At 65.2% G+C, this 20,553-nt stretch carries 17 protein-coding genes; 8 read left to right on the forward strand and 9 right to left on the reverse strand.

The window, feature by feature from the left end; genetic code table 11:
* Positions 1-484: 484 nt before the first annotated feature.
* A complete protein-coding gene (locus JWP83_RS13935; RefSeq protein ID WP_297730779.1) occupies positions 485-1,945 on the reverse strand; it encodes a wax ester/triacylglycerol synthase family O-acyltransferase in 1,461 nt (486 codons plus the stop codon).
* A gap of 238 nt (positions 1,946-2,183) precedes the next feature.
* Between JWP83_RS13935 and JWP83_RS13940 the strand changes: the two genes are divergently transcribed.
* Positions 2,184-2,882: an alpha/beta hydrolase gene (locus JWP83_RS13940; protein WP_297730781.1), complete on the forward strand. Its 699-nt coding sequence runs from the start codon at positions 2,184-2,186 to the stop codon at positions 2,880-2,882.
* Positions 2,883-3,555: 673 nt separating this feature from the next.
* Here the strand turns inward: JWP83_RS13940 and JWP83_RS13945 are convergent.
* The 8 genes from JWP83_RS13945 to JWP83_RS13980 all read right to left on the reverse strand — a co-directional run bounded on the left by JWP83_RS13945 (position 3,556) and on the right by JWP83_RS13980 (position 12,495).
* Positions 3,556-4,665, reverse strand: coding sequence for a Rieske 2Fe-2S domain-containing protein (locus JWP83_RS13945; protein WP_297730783.1), 1,110 nt, complete (start codon positions 4,663-4,665; stop codon positions 3,556-3,558).
* Positions 4,662-5,657 (reverse strand): PDR/VanB family oxidoreductase, encoded by a 996-nt coding sequence (locus JWP83_RS13950; RefSeq protein ID WP_297730785.1) that lies wholly within the window; start codon positions 5,655-5,657, stop codon positions 4,662-4,664. Before JWP83_RS13950 ends, JWP83_RS13945 begins: the two co-directional genes overlap by 4 nt.
* A gap of 6 nt (positions 5,658-5,663) precedes the next feature.
* On the reverse strand, positions 5,664-7,115 hold the full coding sequence (locus JWP83_RS13955; protein WP_297730787.1) for an aldehyde dehydrogenase: 1,452 nt from the start codon (positions 7,113-7,115) through the stop codon (positions 5,664-5,666).
* A 15-nt stretch (positions 7,116-7,130) separates the two neighbouring features.
* Positions 7,131-8,462, reverse strand: coding sequence for a cytochrome P450 (locus JWP83_RS13960; RefSeq protein ID WP_297730789.1), 1,332 nt, complete (start codon positions 8,460-8,462; stop codon positions 7,131-7,133).
* A 172-nt stretch (positions 8,463-8,634) separates the two neighbouring features.
* A complete protein-coding gene (locus tag JWP83_RS13965; protein ID WP_297730791.1) occupies positions 8,635-8,964 on the reverse strand; it encodes a hypothetical protein in 330 nt (109 codons plus the stop codon).
* Between the two features lie 44 nt (positions 8,965-9,008).
* Positions 9,009-10,430, reverse strand: coding sequence for a wax ester/triacylglycerol synthase domain-containing protein (locus tag JWP83_RS13970; RefSeq protein WP_297730793.1), 1,422 nt, complete (start codon positions 10,428-10,430; stop codon positions 9,009-9,011).
* Entirely contained in the window at positions 10,430-11,374 is a 945-nt protein-coding gene (locus tag JWP83_RS13975; RefSeq protein WP_297730795.1) for an alpha/beta hydrolase, read from the reverse strand. The genes JWP83_RS13970 and JWP83_RS13975 overlap by 1 nt, the downstream gene beginning before the upstream one ends.
* 20 nt (positions 11,375-11,394) lie before the next feature.
* Positions 11,395-12,495 (reverse strand): NAD(P)-dependent alcohol dehydrogenase, encoded by a 1,101-nt coding sequence (locus tag JWP83_RS13980; RefSeq protein ID WP_297730797.1) that lies wholly within the window; start codon positions 12,493-12,495, stop codon positions 11,395-11,397.
* Positions 12,496-12,881: 386 nt separating this feature from the next.
* On the opposite strand from JWP83_RS13980, the gene JWP83_RS13985 reads away from it, so the two are divergent.
* From JWP83_RS13985 to JWP83_RS14015, 7 genes are all read left to right on the forward strand, one after another.
* Positions 12,882-14,396: an HAD-IB family hydrolase gene (locus tag JWP83_RS13985; RefSeq protein ID WP_297730799.1), complete on the forward strand. Its 1,515-nt coding sequence runs from the start codon at positions 12,882-12,884 to the stop codon at positions 14,394-14,396.
* A complete protein-coding gene (locus JWP83_RS13990) occupies positions 14,351-16,255 on the forward strand; it encodes a 1-acyl-sn-glycerol-3-phosphate acyltransferase (protein ID WP_297730801.1) in 1,905 nt (634 codons plus the stop codon). Before JWP83_RS13985 ends, JWP83_RS13990 begins: the two co-directional genes overlap by 46 nt.
* An 87-nt stretch (positions 16,256-16,342) precedes the next feature.
* Entirely contained in the window at positions 16,343-17,137 is a 795-nt protein-coding gene (locus JWP83_RS13995) for an enoyl-CoA hydratase-related protein (RefSeq protein WP_297730803.1), read from the forward strand.
* A 2-nt stretch (positions 17,138-17,139) separates the two neighbouring features.
* Complete coding sequence (locus tag JWP83_RS14000; RefSeq protein ID WP_297730805.1) at positions 17,140-18,267, forward strand: acyl-CoA dehydrogenase family protein; 1,128 nt, start codon at positions 17,140-17,142, stop codon at positions 18,265-18,267.
* Positions 18,264-19,157 carry an SDR family oxidoreductase gene (locus JWP83_RS14005; RefSeq protein ID WP_297730807.1) on the forward strand — a complete coding sequence of 298 codons (894 nt, stop codon included), beginning with the start codon at positions 18,264-18,266 and terminating at the stop codon, positions 19,155-19,157. Before JWP83_RS14000 ends, JWP83_RS14005 begins: the two co-directional genes overlap by 4 nt.
* Positions 19,158-19,171: 14 nt before the next feature.
* Positions 19,172-19,630: a MaoC family dehydratase gene (locus JWP83_RS14010; protein ID WP_297730809.1), complete on the forward strand. Its 459-nt coding sequence runs from the start codon at positions 19,172-19,174 to the stop codon at positions 19,628-19,630.
* 103 nt (positions 19,631-19,733) lie between these two features.
* Complete coding sequence (locus JWP83_RS14015) at positions 19,734-20,504, forward strand: FadR/GntR family transcriptional regulator (RefSeq protein ID WP_297730811.1); 771 nt, start codon at positions 19,734-19,736, stop codon at positions 20,502-20,504.
* The last annotated feature ends 49 nt before the right edge of the window (positions 20,505-20,553 follow it).

The raw sequence follows: 20,553 nt of genomic DNA on the forward strand, positions 1-20,553 counted from the left end.
CGCGGCTTGCCGTTGTCGTCCGTGGGGTCGTACTCGCGATCCAACGACCTCTCGAGATAGTTGCGGATCTCGTCGACTCCGCCTCCGGGGTCGGCGGGGGAGAGCCGGATATTGGTGATGACGAGCAGAAGGTACTGCGGAAATAGTTGCAGTGACGGCGCTCATCGAAAATCCCCAGGTGTGCTCACCGAATTTCCCCACCTGTGGGCGTGGTCAGTGGTAGTGGTTGGCGGATCGCCGCACTGCGCGTCGCCACCATCATCGGCAGCGCATACCTGTTGCGATCCCACCGCCCGGCAGCCACGTGATCGTCACCGCTGAGCCGACGGCACCACTGACTAGCAGCGCGAAGTGGGAAGTGGGCTCGTAGGGTCGGCGCCATGACCGTGACGCGTTCCGTCCTGCTGTTCATCCCGGCCGCGATCGCTGAAATCGGACCCCTTTGGGGTGACTTCGGCTCGAGCGGTCATCAGGCAGGGGACCGTCAGCTGATCGTCGATGTCGACCGCCTGTTGGCGGCGCTGAGCAGATCGTCGAACGCCGATTGCATGCAGTCGGCGTAGTGGGCGGGGTCGGGTAGTGCGCTGCGGTCTGCGGTCGCGCCGATCGAGATGGTCCCGTTGTAGCTCGCCACGACGTGGAACAGGTTCATGCCCCCGATCAGGGGACCCAGCCCGGTGACGCGTTGGAGTCGAGCACCCGCGAAGTAAATCGGCTTCGTCGGTCCCGGCACGTTGCTCACCGTGGTGCTGGCGATGGTGGGAGCCGACAACGGCATGGCACTGGCAGCCTTCACGGTCAGCCCGAGCAACGTGGTCGGCACCACGCCCACCAGTTCCATCAGCCGGGAGTTGCCCTTCGAATCAGCGTTCTCTCGGAATGTCGCGGTCTCTTCGACGATCGCCGCCAGCCGTTCGAGTGGGTCGGCGATCGAGGTACCCAGCGGGTGCAGCCTGCCGAAGAGTCGGTTGCCGCCTGCACCGCGCTCGTCAGTGGACCGAATGGACGCCGGGCAGGCCGCGACGAGATTCTCGTCGGGCAGTTCGTCGCGTCCCTGCAGGTAGTGGCGGAGCGCGCCGCCGACGTAGGCGAGGGTCACGTCGTTGATCGTCGCCCTGGGCACGCAGCCTTTGATGCGTTTGAAGTGGGCGAGGTCGTGGAAGCGGGCCTCGAACACCCGGTGCGGGGTCGCCGACCCGTTGAATCGAGTGGCCGGGGGGAACAGTGTGCCGGTTCCGGGAGCCAGTGTCGCGGCCACGCCGGACGCCAGCGCGCCGGGCAACGTGTGCAGATGACGGATCGCATTGAAGGCGTTCGGAAGTAGTACCTTGCTCGCCCGCAGTGGATACAGGGCGATGTTGATCGCCGTGCGAGCTACCAGGTCCGACGTCGACGGGAGTGGGCCGGGCTCGAATGGGCGAGCTGGCGGAGCGGGGCGGGGAACGTCAGGGGCGAGGTCGTGCATGGCGGCCATCAACTCGACGCTTTCCATTCCGTCGACGACGCAGTGGTGCAACTTGAGCGATACGGCGAACGATCCCTTCGGCACTCCGGGTACGGCATTCAGTCCCTCGATGACCGTCATCTCCCACGGTGGGCGGCGGAGGTCGATTTGGCGTCCGTGGATGCGCGCGATCTGGATGCACAGTTGGCGCCAGTCGCCGGGCTGGGGGAGCGCGATGTGACGGACGTGATATTCGAGATCGAAGTCTGGATCGTCGACCCAGTACGGCATGTGTAGCCCGCCGGGCAGCTCGGTCAATCGCCGCCGGAAGGTCGGCGCAAGGTGCAGTCGCGCGTCGATCTCTTCGAGGATGCGCTTGAAGGTGACTCTGCCTGCGGGGGCTGTCGACTGGTCGTAGATGAGCAGCATCTGAATCTGCATCGGGGTTTCGGGCCGTTCGGCGCGCAGCATCATGTCGTCGGTCCAGCTCAGCTGCTCCACGTGGCCCTCCTTCACCTCGCCCCGAACCCCAGTCGACACGTTGGGCGCGCGGCGCGCAGCCATTCGCACGAAATGTCACATCGGAAGCGGGGACACTGTCGCAGCCCAGGGCCGCGGCGCGACAGGTCACCGCACATGCCTTTCCGCCCCGGGCCCGCTTGGCGGAATGGATCTGAAAAGTCTTACGACGTCACCGATTCGCGCTGAGCAGAGCGCCGACGCGCCGTACGCTACCGCGATGCTCGGAACTCAAGGCGCGCGGGCGGTCCGTACGGTGCGTTCCTACGCGCGGTGGGCGGTCAAGGCCAAGCCGGGTGACTACGTGATCGTACTCAGCGGCGCGTCGGCGTCGGTGCCCCTCGTCGGGCGTCATCTGGAGGTACTCGGAGGCTTTGCGGCTCTCGGCGTGGGCGGTCGACGCTATGTATCGAGCATCGTCGCCGGTATGGCGCAGGCTCGGCTGAGCCCCGGCAGCGCAGAGCAGCGAGACGCCCAGCGCGCGTTGACGCCGAGCGTGCTGACAGCGGCGTTGGAGGGCGTCGTCGGCGCGGAACACCTCGCCCAACCCTGGCCCTCGCATCGGGAGCCGGCACCGCTGTGGAAGGCAGCCGGGCAACGGCGGTACGTGTACCGCTCCTCGGTGCGCTACGGCGACCACCCGAGCCAGCTGCTCGACGTCTGGCGGAGCAAGGACACGGACGCCGTGCAGAAGCCGGCCCCCGTGCTCGTCTTCCTACCTGGCGGAGCCTGGGTGTTCGGTAGTCGAGCGTTGCAGGGCCACGCGTTGATGGCCCACCTGGCGCGGCGTGGGTGGGTGTGCCTGTCCGTTCAGTACCGGACGAGCCCTCGACACCGCTGGCCGCGCCAGATGACGGCCATTGGCAACCTTGGCTGGTTTGACGGCCAACGACCCGCAGTGGCAAGCGGGACCGGTTGATGGAGTTCCTCGAGCGGGTTGTCGTGAAGCGTTCATAGGCTCGCCATCCTGAGGTCTTTCGTGCGGCATCGCCGACGGAACGCGCTCATCCGTTCGCGCCGCCGTTCTTGGCGGTACACGGGAGCAACGACGGGCTCATCCCCGTCGGGCAGGCACGCGGGTTCGTCGACCGAATGCGGTCGGTGTCCGAGATGCTGGGGTCCGTGGTTCGACCCGGCCAGCCAATTCGCCCACCACGGGTATCAGAGATTATCCAGGAGCTCGGGACTGCACCGGCCACGCTGCCTTCGAGTGCCGGACCCGCGAGCGAGTGGTGGGGCAGTTGGCGCTCGGTCGTGCGGTGCCACAGCGCTTCGAAGTCGTTGGCTGCGAAAACAACTCATGTCGCGACTGTCAGCTCAGTACCCAAGCACCCCGAGATGCTGTGCGCCTTTGGCCAGTCGCCGGCGTGCACTGCCTGGGCGAGGGCTTCGACCAGTGGGCTGCGAGCCCCCATCTCCGCCAACCACTTAGGTACCGTGGCCGCTCGCTCGCGGGTTTGTACGTGGTTCGCGAGTCATGTAACCATCGGCGCACAGCGAAGTCGATAAGTCTCTGCCGGGGTATCAACGTCTGGCGCGTGGCACGCTAGCATCCACTGATCGATTCTCGTCAGCGGCAGGAAATCTCGCCTTCAGCGCCAGTCCACACCAAATGTGACGGGCTGAAGGGGACTGAGCGCATAACTCCTGCTGGTGGGCGCCAGACCGGGGCGTATTGCGGAGCGGCCCGCTTCTTTGGCCAACATCACGCCAACAATGCGTCGAGCGCGCAGCGCGGCGGCGTCCGCCTGAAACTCCACTCCTCCTCGCCATCCGTCGTAGCCCGAGTGTTTGGAGGCCATCTCAAGAATGGATGTGTCCCTTCGGCTGACCTCGGCCAGGAATGAACGCAATCGGTTGGTCGCCCCGGGGCGATCTCTCCCGTCTATACGGTAATTGCGCGAGGCTTGCATGAATACGTGCGTTGTGGATTCCGTCTCGGGCGTGATGCCGTGGGTCCGCGTCGTGGTATACACCTTGCCATCTGAAGTTTTAATCTCCCAGTACTGGCGGTGCATTGCCGGCGAGACGAACGTTCCGCCCTCACGGTGTTTGTACGACAATCCACTATCGAGTCCCGTGGCGTCGGCCTGCCAGCCAGCCAGGGGAAGTTCCGGCAACACCCGGGTGTAGGACACGGTCGTCTCGGTCACCTCGACGTCGTTGAATGCCCCCATACTCTCGAGCCCCGGAGGCAGGTCTCTGGTGTGCACGACGGGGGCGTAGCTGAAATCGAGATAGTGTTCGTGAACCATCAGGTAATTGGCGTCCACGTGCCAGGCATCCGCGAATGTCGACCACGCGGGGTCGTTGATCCATGGCATGCGCGGCAGCTGACTTCCGGTGGCAGCGGCCGGCTGTCCCAGCCAGATCCAGACGAACGGCGGCTCCTCGAGGACGGGAAACACGCGCACCCTCATCCCGGTCGGGACTTGGGGTTGGGTCGGTGTGTATACGCAGTTGCCTTCGGCGTCGTAGGTACATCCGTGATAGCCACATACCAACCGGTCTCCGTCGACGCGGCTGTGTGACAGCGGGAATGCCCTGTGTGCGCAACGGTTTTCGAACGCATTGACCTGGCCGCTTGCTCCGCGCCACAGCACGACATCATGGCCGAGCAAGCGGCGCCCCAGCGGGGATTGGGTTACCTCCTCGCAGGTGGCCGCGACGTACCAGCATTTCTTCGGGTAGTTGGTGTTCATAGGTCCAGCACCAGCCTCTCGGTGCGTGAGCGCGACACGCATACCAACATCACTTCGCCGGCAGCTTTCTCAGGTTCGGTGAGCATCGAGTCGCGGTGATCCGGGGTGCCCTCCAATACCCGCGCTTCGCAGGTGCCGCAGACGCCTTCATAGCAGCTGGCCATGATCGGAATATCCGCTTCCTCAAGGGTTTCCAGAATTGACTTGTCGGCTGTGATCTCCAGAGAGATTCCCGAGCGCTGGCACACCACCTCAAACTGATCGAGTGCTTCAGCGGCCTGCTCCGCCGTCGGTGCCTTGGCGGCGAACCGTTCGATGTGAAGGGTTCCTGCCGGCCATTGGGCGCAATGCTGCTCGACTGCGGCGAGCAATGGCTCCGGTCCGCAGCTGTACACCAAGGTGTCATCCTCGGGATCCTTGAGAAGCGATTCGAGATCGAGAAGCCCCCGTTCGTCCTGCGGCCACACCGTGACCCGCTCGGGATAGCGCTGCGCAAGTTCATCGGCGAAGGCCATGGACGCCTTGGTCCGTCCGCCGTAGAGCAGCGTCCAGTTGTTGCCAGCCTGCTGCACGGCTTCCAGCATCGCCATGACCGGGGTGATTCCGATGCCCCCAGCGATAAAGCGGTACGTCGGAGCATCGACGAGCGGAAAGTGGTTGCGGGGCCCGCGAACTCGCACCGTGGCACCCTCTTGGAGGTTCTCGTGGACGTATCGCGAACCGCCGCGACTGTTCGGATCGAGCAGGACCCCGACGCGCCACACACCCGACTCACCAGGATCACCGCACAGCGAGTATTGGCGGGTAAGGCCATCATCGAGAATCAAGTCGATGTGTGCTCCTGGTTCCCAGCGTGGCAGTTCTTCGTTCTCTGGATGGACAAGGTCAAGGACCGCCACACCCTCCGCGGGTGTGCTTCGCCGCCGCACGACCAGATCGGCCGTGAATTCATGGACGTTGGCGCTGGACATGGAGATCGCGGGCGCGGACATCGGATCTCACGCCGCTGGCGGCGGCATGTAGATGGTTTTGTAGACCTGGAACGCGTGCAGACCCTCCGGACCCAGTTCGCGCCCCAACCCGCTTTGCTTGATGCCACCGAACGGGGCGACGGGATCATTGACGTAGTGATTGACCCCCACGGTCCCGGAGTGGACGCGGCGGGCGACGTTGGCGGCCCGTTCGGGATCCGATGACCAGACGCTCCCGCCCAGGCCGTAGACGCTGTCGTTGGCGATCGCAACGGCTTCCTGTTCGTCGGAGTAGGGGATCAGCGACAATACGGGGCCGAAGATCTCCTCACGTGAGACCGTCGCGTTGTTGTCCAAGTCGGCGAAGATCGTGGGTTCCAGGAACCAACCCCGGTCAAATGGCCGCGAACCACCGGTGGTCATTCGGGCGCCTTCACTCTTGCCTTTGGCGATGTAGCCCTCGACGCGCTCGCGCTGACGCTTCGACACCAGCGGGCCGACCTTGGTCTCGGGATCGAGAGGATCGCCCACCGTCAGCGAACGCGCCATATCGGTGATGGTGTCGACGATTTCGGAGTATCGGCTGCGAGGGACTAGCACCCGGCTGTTGAGCCAACAGATTTGACCATTGTTGAGCAGGGTGACCCCGAAGAACTGCTCGATGGAGGCGGGCAGGTCGGCGTCGTCGAGGACGATCGCCGCCGACTTGCCGCCGAGTTCGAGGGTGACCGGCCGAAGCAGCCGCCCGCAGGCTTCGGCGATCCAGCGGCCCGCGGCGGTGGAGCCGGTGAACGAGACCTTGTCGACGCCCGGATGTTCGACCAGGTAGGCGCCCACTTCACGGCCGCCGGGAACGACGTTGACGACACCGTCGGGTAGGCCGGCTGCGGCAGCGGCCTCGGCCATCAGGAACGCGTCCAGCACGGTCTCCTCGGCCGGTTTGAGGACGACGGAGCAGCCGGCGGCCAACGCGGGTGCGACTTTGAGGAACGAAATCCCTTGCGGGACATTCCAGGGCACGATCGCGCCGACGACACCGACGGGCTGCCTGGACACCAGCGATGTGCCGCCGAACATGCCGGCACGCGATTCCTCCACTGGTGCACTGGTCATCAGGTCGCTGTAGTAGCGCACCAGTAACGGGGGAAAAACCGCCTCGAATTGCTGGGCGAGCCAGATCGGCATCCCGTTCTGCATCGACACCCGTCGCGCCGTTTCGGCACCGCGGGCCTCCAGTTCCACCGCGAACCGTTCGAGGACATCGGCCCGGTCCTTCGGTTCCCAGGTCGCCCAGCCGTCGGCGGGGTCCAACGCTGTCCTGGCCGCGGCGACAGCGGCGTCGATATCGGCCTCGGTGCCCCTAGGCACCGAACCGATCTGCTCCTCGGTGGCCGGGGAATGGACGCCGATGGTGTCGTGTCCGGCAGGCGCGGTCCATGTGCCGCCGATGTAGAGCTGGGGGTAATCGATTGTGGTCATTGATGTTCCAGCCGATCAGGAGATGGTGACCTTGGCGGGCAGGTGCTTGAGGCCGCCGACGAAATTGGTCTGCGTCACGCTGCCGGGTCCGGTCACCTCGATCGACTCCAGGCGGGGCAGCAGTTCTTCGAACATAACCTTCAATTCCTGTTTGGCCAGGTGCTGGCCGACGCAGGTGTGCGCGCCGAAGCCGAACGCAAGGTGTGGGTTGGGCTTGCGGTCGATGTCGAACTCGTCGGGGTGATCGAAGACTTCCTCGTCGCGGCAGCCCGACTGGAACAGCGGCATCACGCGATCACCGGCTTTGATGGTCTGTCCGCGCAACGTGAAGTCTTTCAGCGCTCGGCGCATGAAGTGTTTGACGGGTGCCACGTACCGCAAACCCTCCTGGATGAGGTCGGGCACCAAACTCAGATCCGCTTTGACTCGCGCCAGAACATCGGGGTGTTGGGCCAACTGCTGGAGCGTGCCGGCCAGGGTTGCCGAGGTGGTGTCGTGACCGGCGGTGAAGATGGCCGTGTACCACCCGTAGACGAAGGACTTGGGCCAGTACTCGCCGTCGGGCAGCTTGGCGCAGGCGACCACCGTGGCCAGGTCGTCGCGGGGATTGGCGCGGCGGTCTTCGGCCAGCGTGTCGAAGTACGCGAAGTAGTCCTGGATGGTGGCGGCGAACTGTTGGGCCATCGCCTCGGGCGACAGCGCCTCGACGTCTTCACGCTGATGCTCCGGATCGGCGGTGCCGAAGAACTCCTGGGTGAGCGCCATCATCCGCGGCTCGTCCTCGGGCGGAACCCCCAGCAGCGTCATGATCACGTGCAGCGGGAAGCCCAGCGCCCAGTCGTCGAGAAGGTCGATGTCGCCGCGGGCCGAAAGCTGCTTGAGCTGATCGGTGGACTCCCTGGCGAGGTCGCGGATCTGGTCTTCCAATTTCCGGACCGAGGGGGGCTTGAAGTAGCCGAAAGCCATGTTCTTGGCATGGGTGTGCTCCGGCGGGTCGATGTAGGGGAGGGCATCAAGGATGCGCAGGCTGCCGCCGAGCAGTTGCTTGGTGAAATCGTCGCCGGCGGTGTTCTGCAGGATCGGGTTGTGCGAACCGGGGTTCTCGGTTCCCCCGCCGGCGGCAAAGACTTCCGCCAGACTCTCGACCTCTTGGATGTCGGCGTGCTTGCTGACCAACCAGATGGGGTCGTAGCCCTCGATGACCGCCTTTGCCACCGGCATGTTGTCGCGCAGCCATTTGTACGCCGCGTGCAGTGCGGTGAGATCAGAGTGGCCCTCGGGGAGGACGAGCCGACGCGCGATCTCGTCGGGAAGAACGGCTTCTTCGGTCGGTTGGGTGGTCGTCATCTTGGATGTCCTCTTCCTACTGCGTTTGAGTGACCAACATGGCTGCGCGGGGTGCCGGTGAGTCAAGTCTCATCGCGAGCGGCGCCTTTGTGCGTCACCATGACGGGGGGTCATCACTCCCGCGTTGGGGGTAATCGAGTGCCCCGGGTCGGCCTCATCGAAAGTCAGCCGGTCAATCCGCCGGACAGCCCTCGTCTATCCACTGCTCGATATCCCTGATTTCCTCCGCCGACACGGGATCGAGGTACGCGGGCATTTGCGGGATTATGGCGCCTGCGGGAGGATCGTCCAGGTCGGAGCCAAATGGTGCTGCGCCTTTCAACGACAACACCAAGTTTGAGTTCGCGCCGTCGCCTAGGGTCACGAGTTTGCGCCCACCGACCTTCATTTCGACGAATCGGTCTCTCGTGACGTCTCGCCAGAAGGGGCCGTGTGAGGCAACGTCGGCGTCGGGTCCGCCAACCGACTTGTCAAGGATTGCGACTACGTCATCGAAGTTCATGATGGGTTTCCTTGAGCGTTCCGTGGGTTGATCTGATTACTAGGTCAGCCATGTTGGGTGAGGGCGATCACCTCGTCGAAGCCTTCGCGCAGACAGGTCGAGAATGCGGCAGGATCCGCGATGGCCTCCGGGTCAAAATTGACTGCAATGCAACATGTTCCGTCGTACGTCACCATCGCCACCATTGCCGGGATGCCCGGGCGAGGACCCACCGGGTAGACGCGGGTCACCCGCGCGCCCGCCAGATACAGCGGACGACCGATCGCCCCGAGGTTGGAGGCCTGTAGGTCGGATAGGCCCGTCATCCCCCCGGCGATGCGCGCGAGCACCACCCCGGGCAGGCGGCTCAGCACCGGCGCGAGAAGGTCGAGAAACCCGAGGGCGGGCTCCATGCGCGCGCCGGCGATGAATTCGTGGATCGCGGCGATGCGTGCCTTGGGGTCCGCCTCGCCGACCGGTGCTACGAACCGGGCACCGGCGAACCTATTTGCGCCCATGGGATCGGCATCGGTGCGAAGGCTGACCGGTATCGCCATCGGTATGGAATCAACGGTGACAAAGAGCTTTTCATGGTAGCGCCGTACCCCGCCGAGGAGTCCGGCCAGGAATGCGTCGTTGACCGAACCTCCTGCGGCCCGCCCCGCGGCTTTCAGCTCATCGAATGCCACGTCGAAGGTGTCGAGCCGATAACCGGATCCGCTGCCTAGCAGCGCGGGGGAGTGGGGTGTATCCGGTGGAGTGAGCACTCGACGTAGTGACATCGCGAATTTGACGGCGTCGCTCGTCGCTCCGATCGGGTCGCCGGCCGCGCGGCCGGCGACGTGGAGGGCCTCGCGCAACGCACCGCCGGGTGCGCGGACGACCTTGCCCGCCAGCCGATTTATCAGAAGCCCCTCCGGTGACTCCTTCCGTCGAGGCTTGGGCGGTGGCCCGTCGTCGGCCGGGCCGGGCTCGCGGCTGTGCCCGTGAGTGAGATCCAGCAACTGCAGCAGACCGATCCCGTCGCTCAGGCTGTGATGCGGTTTGAAAAGGTAGGCGGCCCGCCCTCCGGCGAGACCGAGCACCAACAGGGACTCCCAGGGGGGACGCTCGGGATCGAGAGGTCGGGCGGCGAACTGCGCGGCTACGGCATGCAATTCGGCCATTGACCCGTCGCCCGGCAACCGCACCCGTTGCAGGTGGTACTCCAGATCGAAATGTGGATCCGGAGACCAAGCCGGCGCAACCAGGGACAACACCGGCTCGACGACGCGCTCCCGTAGCCTCGGAACCCTTTGGGAAAGGCGTTCGTGGGCGGCCACCAGGCGATCCCAGTCGGGCTCCGTGTCTAGCAACTCGATCATTACGCCGGTCGAGCGGGTGCGGTAGTCGCCACCGGTGCGCCACATCAATGCTTCCCAGGCGCTGAGGTCCTGGCCGCCGCCCCATGAGGCACGCGCGTCAGCGTCGTTGCTGGACAATGCCATCACCCCTCTCGCGCAGACGTCGCCGCGCTGTCAACGGCCCGGGTCACTTCTAGGATCATTTCGGCGACGCGGGCCGGGTCGTCCGACATCGGAACGTGCCCCACGCCGCTCAGGCGGATCAACTCCGCTCCCGGTAGACGTTCCAGCATCGGCGATCCGAAATGTTTGAACGGCAACACACGATCCCGATCTGCCCACACCAACCTGACCGGGTAATCCCGGTCGGCGGGCAGCGGGTCGAGCGGGTATAGGTGAAGCACCCGCAGCAGCGGATCGACGACCGGTGACCGGCCGCTGGCCTGGATGAAGGTCACCAACGATTCCCGCGGCACCCGGTGCGGATGTGCTACCTGGCCCGCCAGCAGCGCCCAGTGCAACAGGCGCCGTTCGGCCATCGCTTCGGCCCGGGACGAGTAATGAGCCAGCGCACCGATCGAGAACCTCACGCCGTGTGCGGTCGCCCGCAGGCGGCGGGGCGAGCGCCAGGCTCCGGCCGGGCTCAGGAGCACCAGCGATTGCGCCCGTCCCCGCCGCGCAAGCTCGATGCCGATCCACCCGCCGAGCGAGTTCCCGGCGATATGCACTTTCTGCAGACCCAGCCGATCCAGCTCCTCTTCGATCCCGTCAACCAACGCCTGAACCGAGGGCACAATCTCCGCATCCAGGGGCGGCCCGCCGGCGTGTCCGTGCAGGGTCGGCACGATGACTTCGTGGTGTGGTTCCAGATAGGGCAGCACGGGTGACCACGCCCGCCAGATTGCTCCGATCCCGTGCAGGAGGAGCAGCGGTGTCCCCGTTCCGCCGCGGTGAACCGGGGTCAACTCGAGCGCAGGGGCCCCACTGCGCGGCTTGTCGGAATCGCGCCGGGCATAGACCGACGCGGCCACGGCGCCGCCGGCCAGGAGCGCCGTTGCCACGCTGATCGCCCGTCGCTTTTTCGCCATCGCATATGGTCCGAACTCGGTCAGGGTGTCAGCACGACCTTGAGGAGCTCGCCGCGGTGTTGGGCGTCGACCGCCTCGTTGATCTGTGCCAAGGGCATCGTCGTGATCAATCTGTCGAACGGGAACCTGCCCTGACGATGCAGATCGAGCAGGTAGGGGATGAACGTCTGCGGATCGGCATCCCCTTCGACGATGCCCCGAATGGTCAGGCCGAGCAGGGGCGGCTGGAACAGCCCTACTGAAAAGACGGCCTGCAGATCGGCCGGCACACCGATCAACCCGAGCATGCCGCGCATTCCAAGGGCGGCCAGCAGCTGTTCAACGACCGGAGTCACCGCGGTGGTGTCGACCGCGTAATCGGCGCCCGCCGGGGCGATCTCCCGGATCTGCTCGGCCAACGGACCGGCCTGCGGGTCGACGACGTGGGTGGCGCCGAGCTCGGTGGCGAGCGCCCGCCTGCTCTCATGCAGGTCGACCGCGATGATCGACGCGGCCTCGCGTACCACCGCGGCCATTACGGCGGCCAGGCCCACCGCCCCCGCGCCCGCGACGACCACCGTCGATCCCGGCTGAACATCCAATGAGTTGAACACCGCGCCGGCCCCGGTTTGGATGCCGCAGCCAAGCGGCCCCACGAGCGCGACGGGTACATCCGACGGTAACTTCACCACGTTGCGCTCGTGCGCCAGCGCGTGCGTGGCCAAGGATGACTGGCCGAAGAAGTTCGCCCCTAGTTTGGTTCCGGCAGAGGCAAGCCCCGAGGACCCGTCGGGGCGCACCCCGCCGAAGTTGTATTCGAGGAAGTTGTGGCAGTACGCCGGTTCCCCCTTCGCGCAACGGGGACAATGGCCGCAGCTGTGGAAGCTGATCGCGACATGGTCACCGACGCTGACCGTCGTCACGTCAGCACCGACCGACACCACAGTCCCGCTGCCCTCGTGCCCCAGAACGCCGGGTAATGGAAACGGCAGGTGCCCCTCCTTGACCGCGACGTCGGTGTGGCAGATGCCGACCCCGGCGATCTGCACCACGACTTCATCGGGTGCCGGCTCTTGAAGGTCGACCTCGACCAGTGTGAACGGCGCGCCGACCTCCTGCACCATCGCGGCTGAGATCCGCATCGGTTGCCTCTTTTCTGCTCTGCGGCGTTTGGCTCGATGCGACAACGCCCGGACGGAATTGCCGCCGCTGATTGCGCTATCGGACACTCCCGGGGTGGACCCGACAATCCAGTTCGCATCGGCTGCGCCGAATCCAATGCTGCGAGTGTGGCCGAACGACCGGTGAGGCCGCGTCACCACATCGGGCAGTTCTCTACCCCGCAGAAGAGGTATTTCGCCTCGGCTCCCTTGGCGCGGCCAGGTCGACTCTTCATAGTGAGGGGACTAGCCGCAAGCTACCTGCCGCGGCACCGCGCGGGCGCGCCTTCCCATGACCTACCACCCGGCGCGCACCGCACGGCGTCGGGGCCTACCACGAAGAAAGACACAGACGAAGTGAGAAGGAGATGACCGCGACGACACCGCCGGCGATCACGGTCGATGAGCTCATCGAGCGCATCAAGGCGGGACCCGGCGGCCCGAAAGTCGCCGCCTTCTTCGACTTCGACGGGACCCTGATCCAGGGCTACTCGGCCGGCGCGCTGTACGCGCATCGCGCACGCAATCTCGAACTCGGACCGGATGAGTTCGTACGAACCCTGCGCGCCGCGATCGGCGGCCCCCTTGCCGAAGAGGCGTTCAAAGACCTTCTGCTGCAAGGAATCCGGGGTTGGGTGGGCCGGACCGAAGACGACCTGATGGAACTCGGCGAGCAACTGTTCGCCCAGGAAATCGCCGGAGCGCTCTTTCATGACGCATGGCGATTGGTGCGCGCCCACCAGAACCAAGGTCACACCGTCGTCATCGCCACTTCGGCGACACGGATGCAGGCGCAGCCCATGGCCCGTGAACTGGGTGTCGATCATGTCCTGTGCACGGAGCTAGAGATCGACAACGGCGTGCTCACCGGCGGCATAACAGGACGCCCGCCGTGGGGGGAAGGCAAGCTGGCCGCGGTCAAAGAATTCGCCCGACGAAAGCGGCTACCCCTCAAAAACAGCCATGCATACGCCAATGGCGACGAGGATGTGCCGTTCCTGGGCTCGGTCGGCTTCCCCCATCCGGTCAACCCGGGTTCGGTCCTGGCCCGCCACGCCAGCGAGCGTGGATGGCAGGTCTTGCGGTTCCGGACCAGGCGGAGTCAATTCCATCCGATGGCCCTGGCCAGAACGTCCGCGTTGTTCGGCGGCTTCGCTGCTGCGGTGGGCGCGGGCGCCGTCGCGGGGCTGTTGACCTTGGACCGTCGCGGCGGGATGGACACGGCCACATCTCTATTCGGCCGGTTCTGTGGGCAATTGGGCAATATCCGCATCGAGGTCCTCGGCGAGGAGCACACCACACGCCGACCAGCGGTGTTCTTCATCAACCACCAGAGCACGCTGATCGACGCGATGATCACCTCGCGCGTGGTCCAACGGGGCTTCACCGTGGTGGCCAAGGCGGAGGTGAAGAAGATACCGGTGCTCGCGCAACTGCTCACGCTGGCCGACGTCGCGTTTCTGGACCGTGCCAATACGGCCAAAGCAATTTCGGCGATGCAGCCGGCGGTGGACAAGCTGCGTGCCGGGGTTTCGATCGTAATGGCCCCCGAAGGCACGCGGTCGCTGACCCCGCGCGTCGGGGTGTTCAAGAAAGGCGGCTTTCACCTGGCCCGAGACGCCGGCGTGCCGATCGTTCCGATCGTCATCCGCAACGCCGGTGAAATCATGTGGCGCAACGCGAAAGTGGCCCAGGAAGGGACGATTGAGGTCGTGGTCCACGAACCGGTCCCGACCGCCAACTGGACCCGGGACGATATCGACGAGTGGGCGCCGCGGATGCGCCAGTTGTACATCGACACCCTCGACGATTGGCCCGGCAAGGATGCGGGGAAACAGTGGTCGGAGATGATCGCGACGGCATCGGCGGTGGCCCGGAAATGACTGCGCTGCCGGATCGCCTCGCGCGGCTACTGGGCCCGAACGGGTCCGCCGCCAAGGCGGTGCGGCCGGTCGATCCCCCGCAGATCGCGACACTGCTGGACTCTGCCGAATTTGCCAGCGCCACAGCGCAATTGGCGTCGAACCTGAGCCGTGACCTGGCAGATGTCCGAGCCGAGGCCGGCGCCTATGTGCGGGAGATGGCGGCGTCCCACGTGCCAGCCGTCGTGCGTGCCTGGCATGCGCTTTCCGCCTGGATGGTCCGCGGATTTCAGGTCGTCATCGACGACGATGATTTGGCGAAGTTGCGTGTGTTAGACCGCGATCATGCGCTGATCTTCTTGATCTCGCATCGCTCCTACCTGGATCAGTTCTCCTTCCCGCCACGCCTTGCGCAGGAAGGCATTTCGCCGACGTTCGGGCTGGCCGGCGCCAACCTCAACTTCTTCCCATTGGGCACATTTGCCCGACGCAACGGGTTCGTACCGGTGCGTCGCGCCACGGGGGATGCGCCGGTGTACCGGTTGGCCCTTCGCGCAGTCGTCGCCCAGATGGTGGCCAGCGGCCGCAATCTGGTGTGGTCGATCGAAGGAGGCCGGACACGCACCGGCAAACTACGGCCTCCCCGGTACGGATTGCTGCGGTATGTGACGGACGCGGTGGAAGCCGTCCGGTCGGAACAGACCCTTGCCGTTCCCGTGTCCATCCTTTTCGACCAGTTGCCCCTGCACGAAGTCAAGCTGATGGCCGCGGAGTCGCGCGGGCTTCCCAAGAAGCCCGAAAATGCGCGCTGGCTGCTCAGTTACGCCCGCGGGCTGCGGCATCGGTTGGGACGCATCTACATCAACTTCGGGTCGCCGGTCCCCCTGTACGAGCGCATCGCGTCGTTGCGTGCCGAGGGGCTGACCGACCGGCAGGTGGTCGAACGCGTCGCGCTCGATATCTGCCACCGCCTCAACCAGGCGACCCCGGTGACCGCGACGGCCGCCGTGTGCGTGGCGATGCTCGGCGAAGACCGCGCTCTGACCCTCGACGAGGTATGCGCCACCGTGGCGCCGCTGGCCCGGTACCTGCGCGCGCGTGGCTGGCCCGTCGCGGGCGGCGCCGACCTCACCGACCGCGCCACAGTGTCGCAGACCCTGCACGACTTGGTCGGCTCCGGCGTGTTGACCTGCTACTCCGAGGGACCGATGACGGTGTGGGGGATCGGCAATGACCAGCATCTGATCGTTGCGGTGTACCGCAATAGCGCAGTCCACGTTCTGGTGATGAGAGCGATCGCCGAGCTGGCCTTGCTGGCCATCGTGCGGACCCCGGAGGCCACCAAGCGCACGGGGTGGGAGAAGGCTGTAGCGGTCCGAGAGCTCCTCAAGTTCGATTTTTTCTTTGCGGGCCGTGCTGAATTCGCCGATGAACTGTGGAATGAGTTCGCGATCATGGCCGGACGCAGCATTGACCGCACGGCGCCGCTGGACACCGCCGAGGCCAAGCGCACTCTGAATGAAAGCGAGCTGTTGGTGGCCCATCTCGTGCTCAGACCTTTCGTCGACGCCTACCGAGTGATGGCCGAGGAACTGCTCAGCCTCGGTGCGGCCTGCGACATCGACGAGCATGTGTTGCTCGAGCGGTGTCTTCGCCTCGCGCGGCAATGGTCGCTGCAGCACCGCATCACCGAGGAGTCGGTATCGGGGGAAATGTTTGCCACCGCATTGAAGATGGCGCGGCACCGCGGGCTCCTCGACTCGCGGGCCGCACCATCCGACACCACGGAAGGCCGGGCAGGCCTCGTAGCCGAGCTTGATGACCTGCAGTGGTCGATCGGTGAACTGGCCCGAATGCGTCGGGACTTTGCGCCGGTGTGAGGCGTCCGGGTGTGGCGGCACCGGCGGTCGTTTTGGTAATATGGTAAGACCATAACCGCTACGGCTTTCAATGAGGAGAGGTAATCGATGAGCGAGTTCACCGACATTTCTTACGAGGTCGACAGCGGCCTGGCCTGGATCACTATCAATAGACCCGAGCGGTACAACGCATTTCGGGCGCGCACCCTCGACGAGCTGATCCGGGCGTTCAAATTGGCTTGGGGGAGTTCAGAAGTCGGGGTGATCTGTCTGACCGGGGCCGGCGAGAAAGCTTTCTGTACCGGAGGTGACCAGAAGCAGCGCGCGGAGACCGGCGATTACGGACCGTCCGAAACCGGCCTGTTCGAGGTGGATACGTTGCATCGGGTCATCCGCGACGTGCCGAAGCCGGTCATCGCGGCGGTCAACGGGTTCGCGATCGGCGGTGGCCACGTGCTGCACGTGCTGTGCGACCTGACGATCGCCGCCGAGACGGCGCTCTTCGGTCAGAACGGTCCCCGGGTGGGCTCGTTTGACGCGGGCTTTGGCACCGGATACCTGGCGCGCGTGGTCGGTGAGAAGAGAGCGCGCGAAATCTGGTTCCTGTGCCGCAGGTATTCGGCGCAGCAGGCATACGACTGGGGGCTGGTGAACAAGGTGGTGCCGGCCGACCAACTCAAATCGGAGGTACGGGCATGGGCCGACGAAATCTTGATGCTGTCGCCGACGGCCCTCAAGGTTCTCAAGCAGTCGTTCAACACCGACACCGAACAATTCGCGTCGGTCGGTCAGATGGCGTACTCGACCCTGAAGATGTTCGGCGAGACCTCCGAGGCCCAAGAAGGCATCACCGCATTCAACGAGAAACGTACCCCCGAATTCGCTGCCTACCGGGGTAATTGAGCATGTTCACGGCCGAACAGCTCGATTTCGCTGCCGCGGTCGAGCGATTCTGCGCCGACAACTGTGCCACCGCCGAGCAGCGCGCGCAGCTGACCCAAGGGCTTTCCAACAGCCCCGAGTTGCTGCAGCGTCTCGCCGAACTCGGCTGGCTGGGGGTGTCGATATCCACGCAGTACGGCGGCGGCGGTGCGGGCATGGTCGAAGAGTGCATCTTCCTCGAAGAGACCGCCCGGGGTCAGGCACCGATCCATGCCTACGGCACCGGGCTGACCGCAGCGCAAACATATTTGCGGCACGGCAGCGAATCACAGAAGAAAGAGGTCGTCGGCAACCTGTGCGCCGGCCACTTCGAGGCGATCGCGTTGTCCGAACCCGGCGCGGGGTCGGATCTCGCCGGTGTTCGGACCCGGGCCGTCCGCGATGGCGACCGCTTCATCGTCAACGGCCAGAAGACCTGGATCACCGCCGCGCACTTGGCCGATCACCTGCTGGTGCTCACCAGGACTGATCCCAACGTCGGAAAGCACCACGGCCTGACGTTGTTGTATCTGCCCACCTCGACGCCCGGACTGGACATCAAAGCTATCCAGACGATGGACGGCCACACCGTTAACGACGTGTTCTTCACCGACGTCGTCGTTCCCGTTGACAACGTCGTGGGCGGGATCGGCGATGCCTGGCACCGGCTGATGCGCGGGCTAAACGTCGAACGGCTCATCATCGCTGCCATGTCGCTTGGTGCCGCGCGGCGATCGCTGCAAGACACCATCGCATACGTGCGGACCCGGGAACAGTTCGGCAAGCCGATCGGCGCCTTTCAGGCCGTCCGCCATCGGCTGGCGGATCTGGCAGCCGAGATCGAGTGTTGCCGCGCATACGTCTACCACGTGGCCGCGCAGATCGACGCCGCCCTGGAAGACCAGCTTGCGCGCGAGGGATCGATCGCGAAACTCAAGTGCACCGAGGTGGCCAAGCGAGCCGCGCTCGAGGGGGTACAGCTGATGGGCGGCAATGGCTACACGGTCGAATTCGGCATGGAATCGCAGGTGCGTAAGGCGTTGGCACCACCGATTTACGGCGGCGCCAACGAGATTCAGCGCGAGATCATCGGAAAGAGCCTGGGACTATGACGAGCGTCTTTGATCCGAAGGTGTTGGACGGCAAGCGCATTGTGATCACCGGCGGCGGCACCGGGCTGGGTCGCGGAGTGGCCGCGAGGCTGGTCGCTCACGGCGCCGAGGTGCATCTGTGGGGGCGGCGCGAATCGGTGCTTGCCGAGGCGGCCACTGAGATCTCGGCCGCCCATCCCGGCCGTGTTCACTATCAGCCGGTCAACGTTCGGGACTTCGAATTGGTCGTCGCCGCGGTTGACCAGATTTGGGACCGGCACGGACCGTTGACCGGAGTGCTGAACAATGCCGCCGCGAATTTCATCGCGCCGACTGTCAGTCTGAGCCCGCGTGCGTTCGAGGCGGTCACCTCGACGGTGATGACGGGTTCGTTCAACACGACCCTGGCCGCCGGCAGGCGCTGGATCGCCGAGGGGCTGCCCGGGTCGGTGTTGTCGAATCTGACCACGTGGGTGTGGAGTGGTTCGGCCTTCGTCGTCCCTTCGGCCATGGCAAAGGCCGCGGTGCATGCGATGACGATGTCGTTGGCGGTCGAATGGGGCCGCTACGGCATTCGCCTCAATGCCCTGGCGCCCGGACCGATTCCAACCGATTACGCCTGGGAGATGCTCAATCCGACGGACGAGAGTTCCATCGGTGCCACCCAGGCCGACCAGATTCCGCTCGGCCGTTCGGGAACCATCGAGGAACTGGCCAACCTCACGATTTTCGCCTTCTCCGACGCCTGCGACTACCTCACCGGTGAGACCATCGCGATGGACGGAGGCCAACGGCTCGCCGGGCCCAACACGTTCGCCGGGCTGTCGGCGATGAGCGACGAAGATTGGGCGCAGGCGCGCGAACGCAGCAAAGTGGCTTCGGCGGCTGCGAAGTCCGCGCGCTCGGTGTAGCGGTCGAGGCACCGATGCGAATCATTTCATCGATCGACGAGGCCGTCGACGCCGTCGGCCACGAACTCGGTGCCTCCGATTGGATCACGGTCGACCAGGACCGCATCGATGCCTTCGCGGATGCCACCGGCGATCACCAGTGGATCCACGTCGACGCCGAGCGGGCCCGCACCGAGAGTCCTTATCGCTCGACCATCGCCCATGGCTTCTTGACGTTGTCCTTGATTCCGGCATTGAGCAAGGCCAATTACCGGGTCGAGAACGCCAAAATGGGCATCAACTACGGGCTCAACAAGGTGCGGTTCCTGACGCCGGTTCCGGCGGGCGGCCGCGTCCGGGTGCGGTCTGAGCTCCTCGAGGCCGCCAAGGTCGACGGCAGCACAGTTGACCTGACCGTGCGGCACACGGTGGAACTCGACGGTTCGGTCAAGCCGGCCGCGGTGGCGGAACTGATCGCGCGGATGGTGTTTTAGCCGCCAGTGCGACTTACGGGTACGGCCATGTCACTTGTACGTAATAGGCTAACCTTACGATAGGCCTGACCTTTATGCCGAAGTCGCGACGGATGGAGGAGCGATGGAACCAGTCGAGACGAATTCGGCCCCAACACGCTCGAGTGTCCTGCTCAAGCCGGTGGATGTCCCCAAGGCGTCCGACGTGTTGGCGCGTGAGCTGCGCGAGCGGATCCTCAGCGGCGAGCTGGAAGAGGGTATCGCGCTGCCCGCGGAGCGCGAGCTCGTCAAGCAGACGCAGATGAGCCGGGCCACGGTGCGAGAGGCGTTACGAATCCTGGAGGTTCAGAACCTGGTTCGGGTCAGGGCCGGTCGGGCCGGCGGTGCATTCGTCCAGCGACCGACGACCAAATCGATGGCAAGTTCGGTGAGCATGCTCATCAGGGGCCAGCGGATCAAACTGGCTGATCTCATGGAGACGCGTGAGGCATTGGAGCCGTTCTGCGCCGAGTTGGCCGCCCGAAAACGAACTGATGATGATCTGGCGGCGCTGGACCGCGCCAATGACGCCATCGCCGATCCCGACGCCGACCTGCCCGCGTTTCTGCAGGCCAACCTCGACTGGCACGTGGGTGTCGCGATGGCGAGTCACAACGAGTTGTTGATCGGATTCATGATCGCGTTGTCGCAGGCCATCTATACCGGAACGGAGAATGCGGCGTTCGTCGACGACAACGTGCGCGCGGTGACTGCGCGTGCGCACCGGTCGGTTACCACCGCCATCCGCGGTCACGACCCGGATGCTGCCAGTCGGCGCATGCGACGCCACGTGCACAGCTACGCCAAGGCCGCGCTGGCCGTGGACAAGCGTCAAGCGATCAGCGTCGAGGACTGAGCCACTCGCCGGCAGGGCCCACCGCTCGCATATGTGCGGCACACGCCCG

Source organism: Mycobacterium sp. (genome assembly GCF_025965855.1).
Classification (GTDB): Bacteria; Actinomycetota; Actinomycetes; order Mycobacteriales; family Mycobacteriaceae; genus Mycobacterium.

Bases quoted from the DNA above. Each gene is read 5' to 3' on its own strand.
- JWP83_RS13940 (WP_297730781.1), top strand. From the start codon at position 2,184: ATGCTCGGAACTCAAGGCGCGCGGGCGGTCCGTACGGTGCGTTCCTAC.
- JWP83_RS13945 (WP_297730783.1), bottom strand. From the start codon at position 4,665: ATGAACACCAACTACCCGAAGAAATGCTGGTACGTCGCGGCCACCTGC.
- JWP83_RS13950 (WP_297730785.1), bottom strand. From the start codon at position 5,657: ATGTCCGCGCCCGCGATCTCCATGTCCAGCGCCAACGTCCATGAATTC.
- JWP83_RS13955 (WP_297730787.1), bottom strand. From the start codon at position 7,115: ATGACCACAATCGATTACCCCCAGCTCTACATCGGCGGCACATGGACC.
- JWP83_RS13960 (WP_297730789.1), bottom strand. From the start codon at position 8,462: ATGACGACCACCCAACCGACCGAAGAAGCCGTTCTTCCCGACGAGATC.
- JWP83_RS13965 (WP_297730791.1), bottom strand. From the start codon at position 8,964: ATGAACTTCGATGACGTAGTCGCAATCCTTGACAAGTCGGTTGGCGGA.
- JWP83_RS13970 (WP_297730793.1), bottom strand. From the start codon at position 10,430: ATGGCATTGTCCAGCAACGACGCTGACGCGCGTGCCTCATGGGGCGGC.
- JWP83_RS13975 (WP_297730795.1), bottom strand. From the start codon at position 11,374: ATGGCGAAAAAGCGACGGGCGATCAGCGTGGCAACGGCGCTCCTGGCC.
- JWP83_RS13980 (WP_297730797.1), bottom strand. From the start codon at position 12,495: ATGCGGATCTCAGCCGCGATGGTGCAGGAGGTCGGCGCGCCGTTCACA.
- JWP83_RS13985 (WP_297730799.1), top strand. From the start codon at position 12,882: ATGACCGCGACGACACCGCCGGCGATCACGGTCGATGAGCTCATCGAG.
- JWP83_RS13995 (WP_297730803.1), top strand. From the start codon at position 16,343: ATGAGCGAGTTCACCGACATTTCTTACGAGGTCGACAGCGGCCTGGCC.
- JWP83_RS14000 (WP_297730805.1), top strand. From the start codon at position 17,140: ATGTTCACGGCCGAACAGCTCGATTTCGCTGCCGCGGTCGAGCGATTC.
- JWP83_RS14005 (WP_297730807.1), top strand. From the start codon at position 18,264: ATGACGAGCGTCTTTGATCCGAAGGTGTTGGACGGCAAGCGCATTGTG.
- JWP83_RS14010 (WP_297730809.1), top strand. From the start codon at position 19,172: ATGCGAATCATTTCATCGATCGACGAGGCCGTCGACGCCGTCGGCCAC.
- JWP83_RS14015 (WP_297730811.1), top strand. From the start codon at position 19,734: ATGGAACCAGTCGAGACGAATTCGGCCCCAACACGCTCGAGTGTCCTG.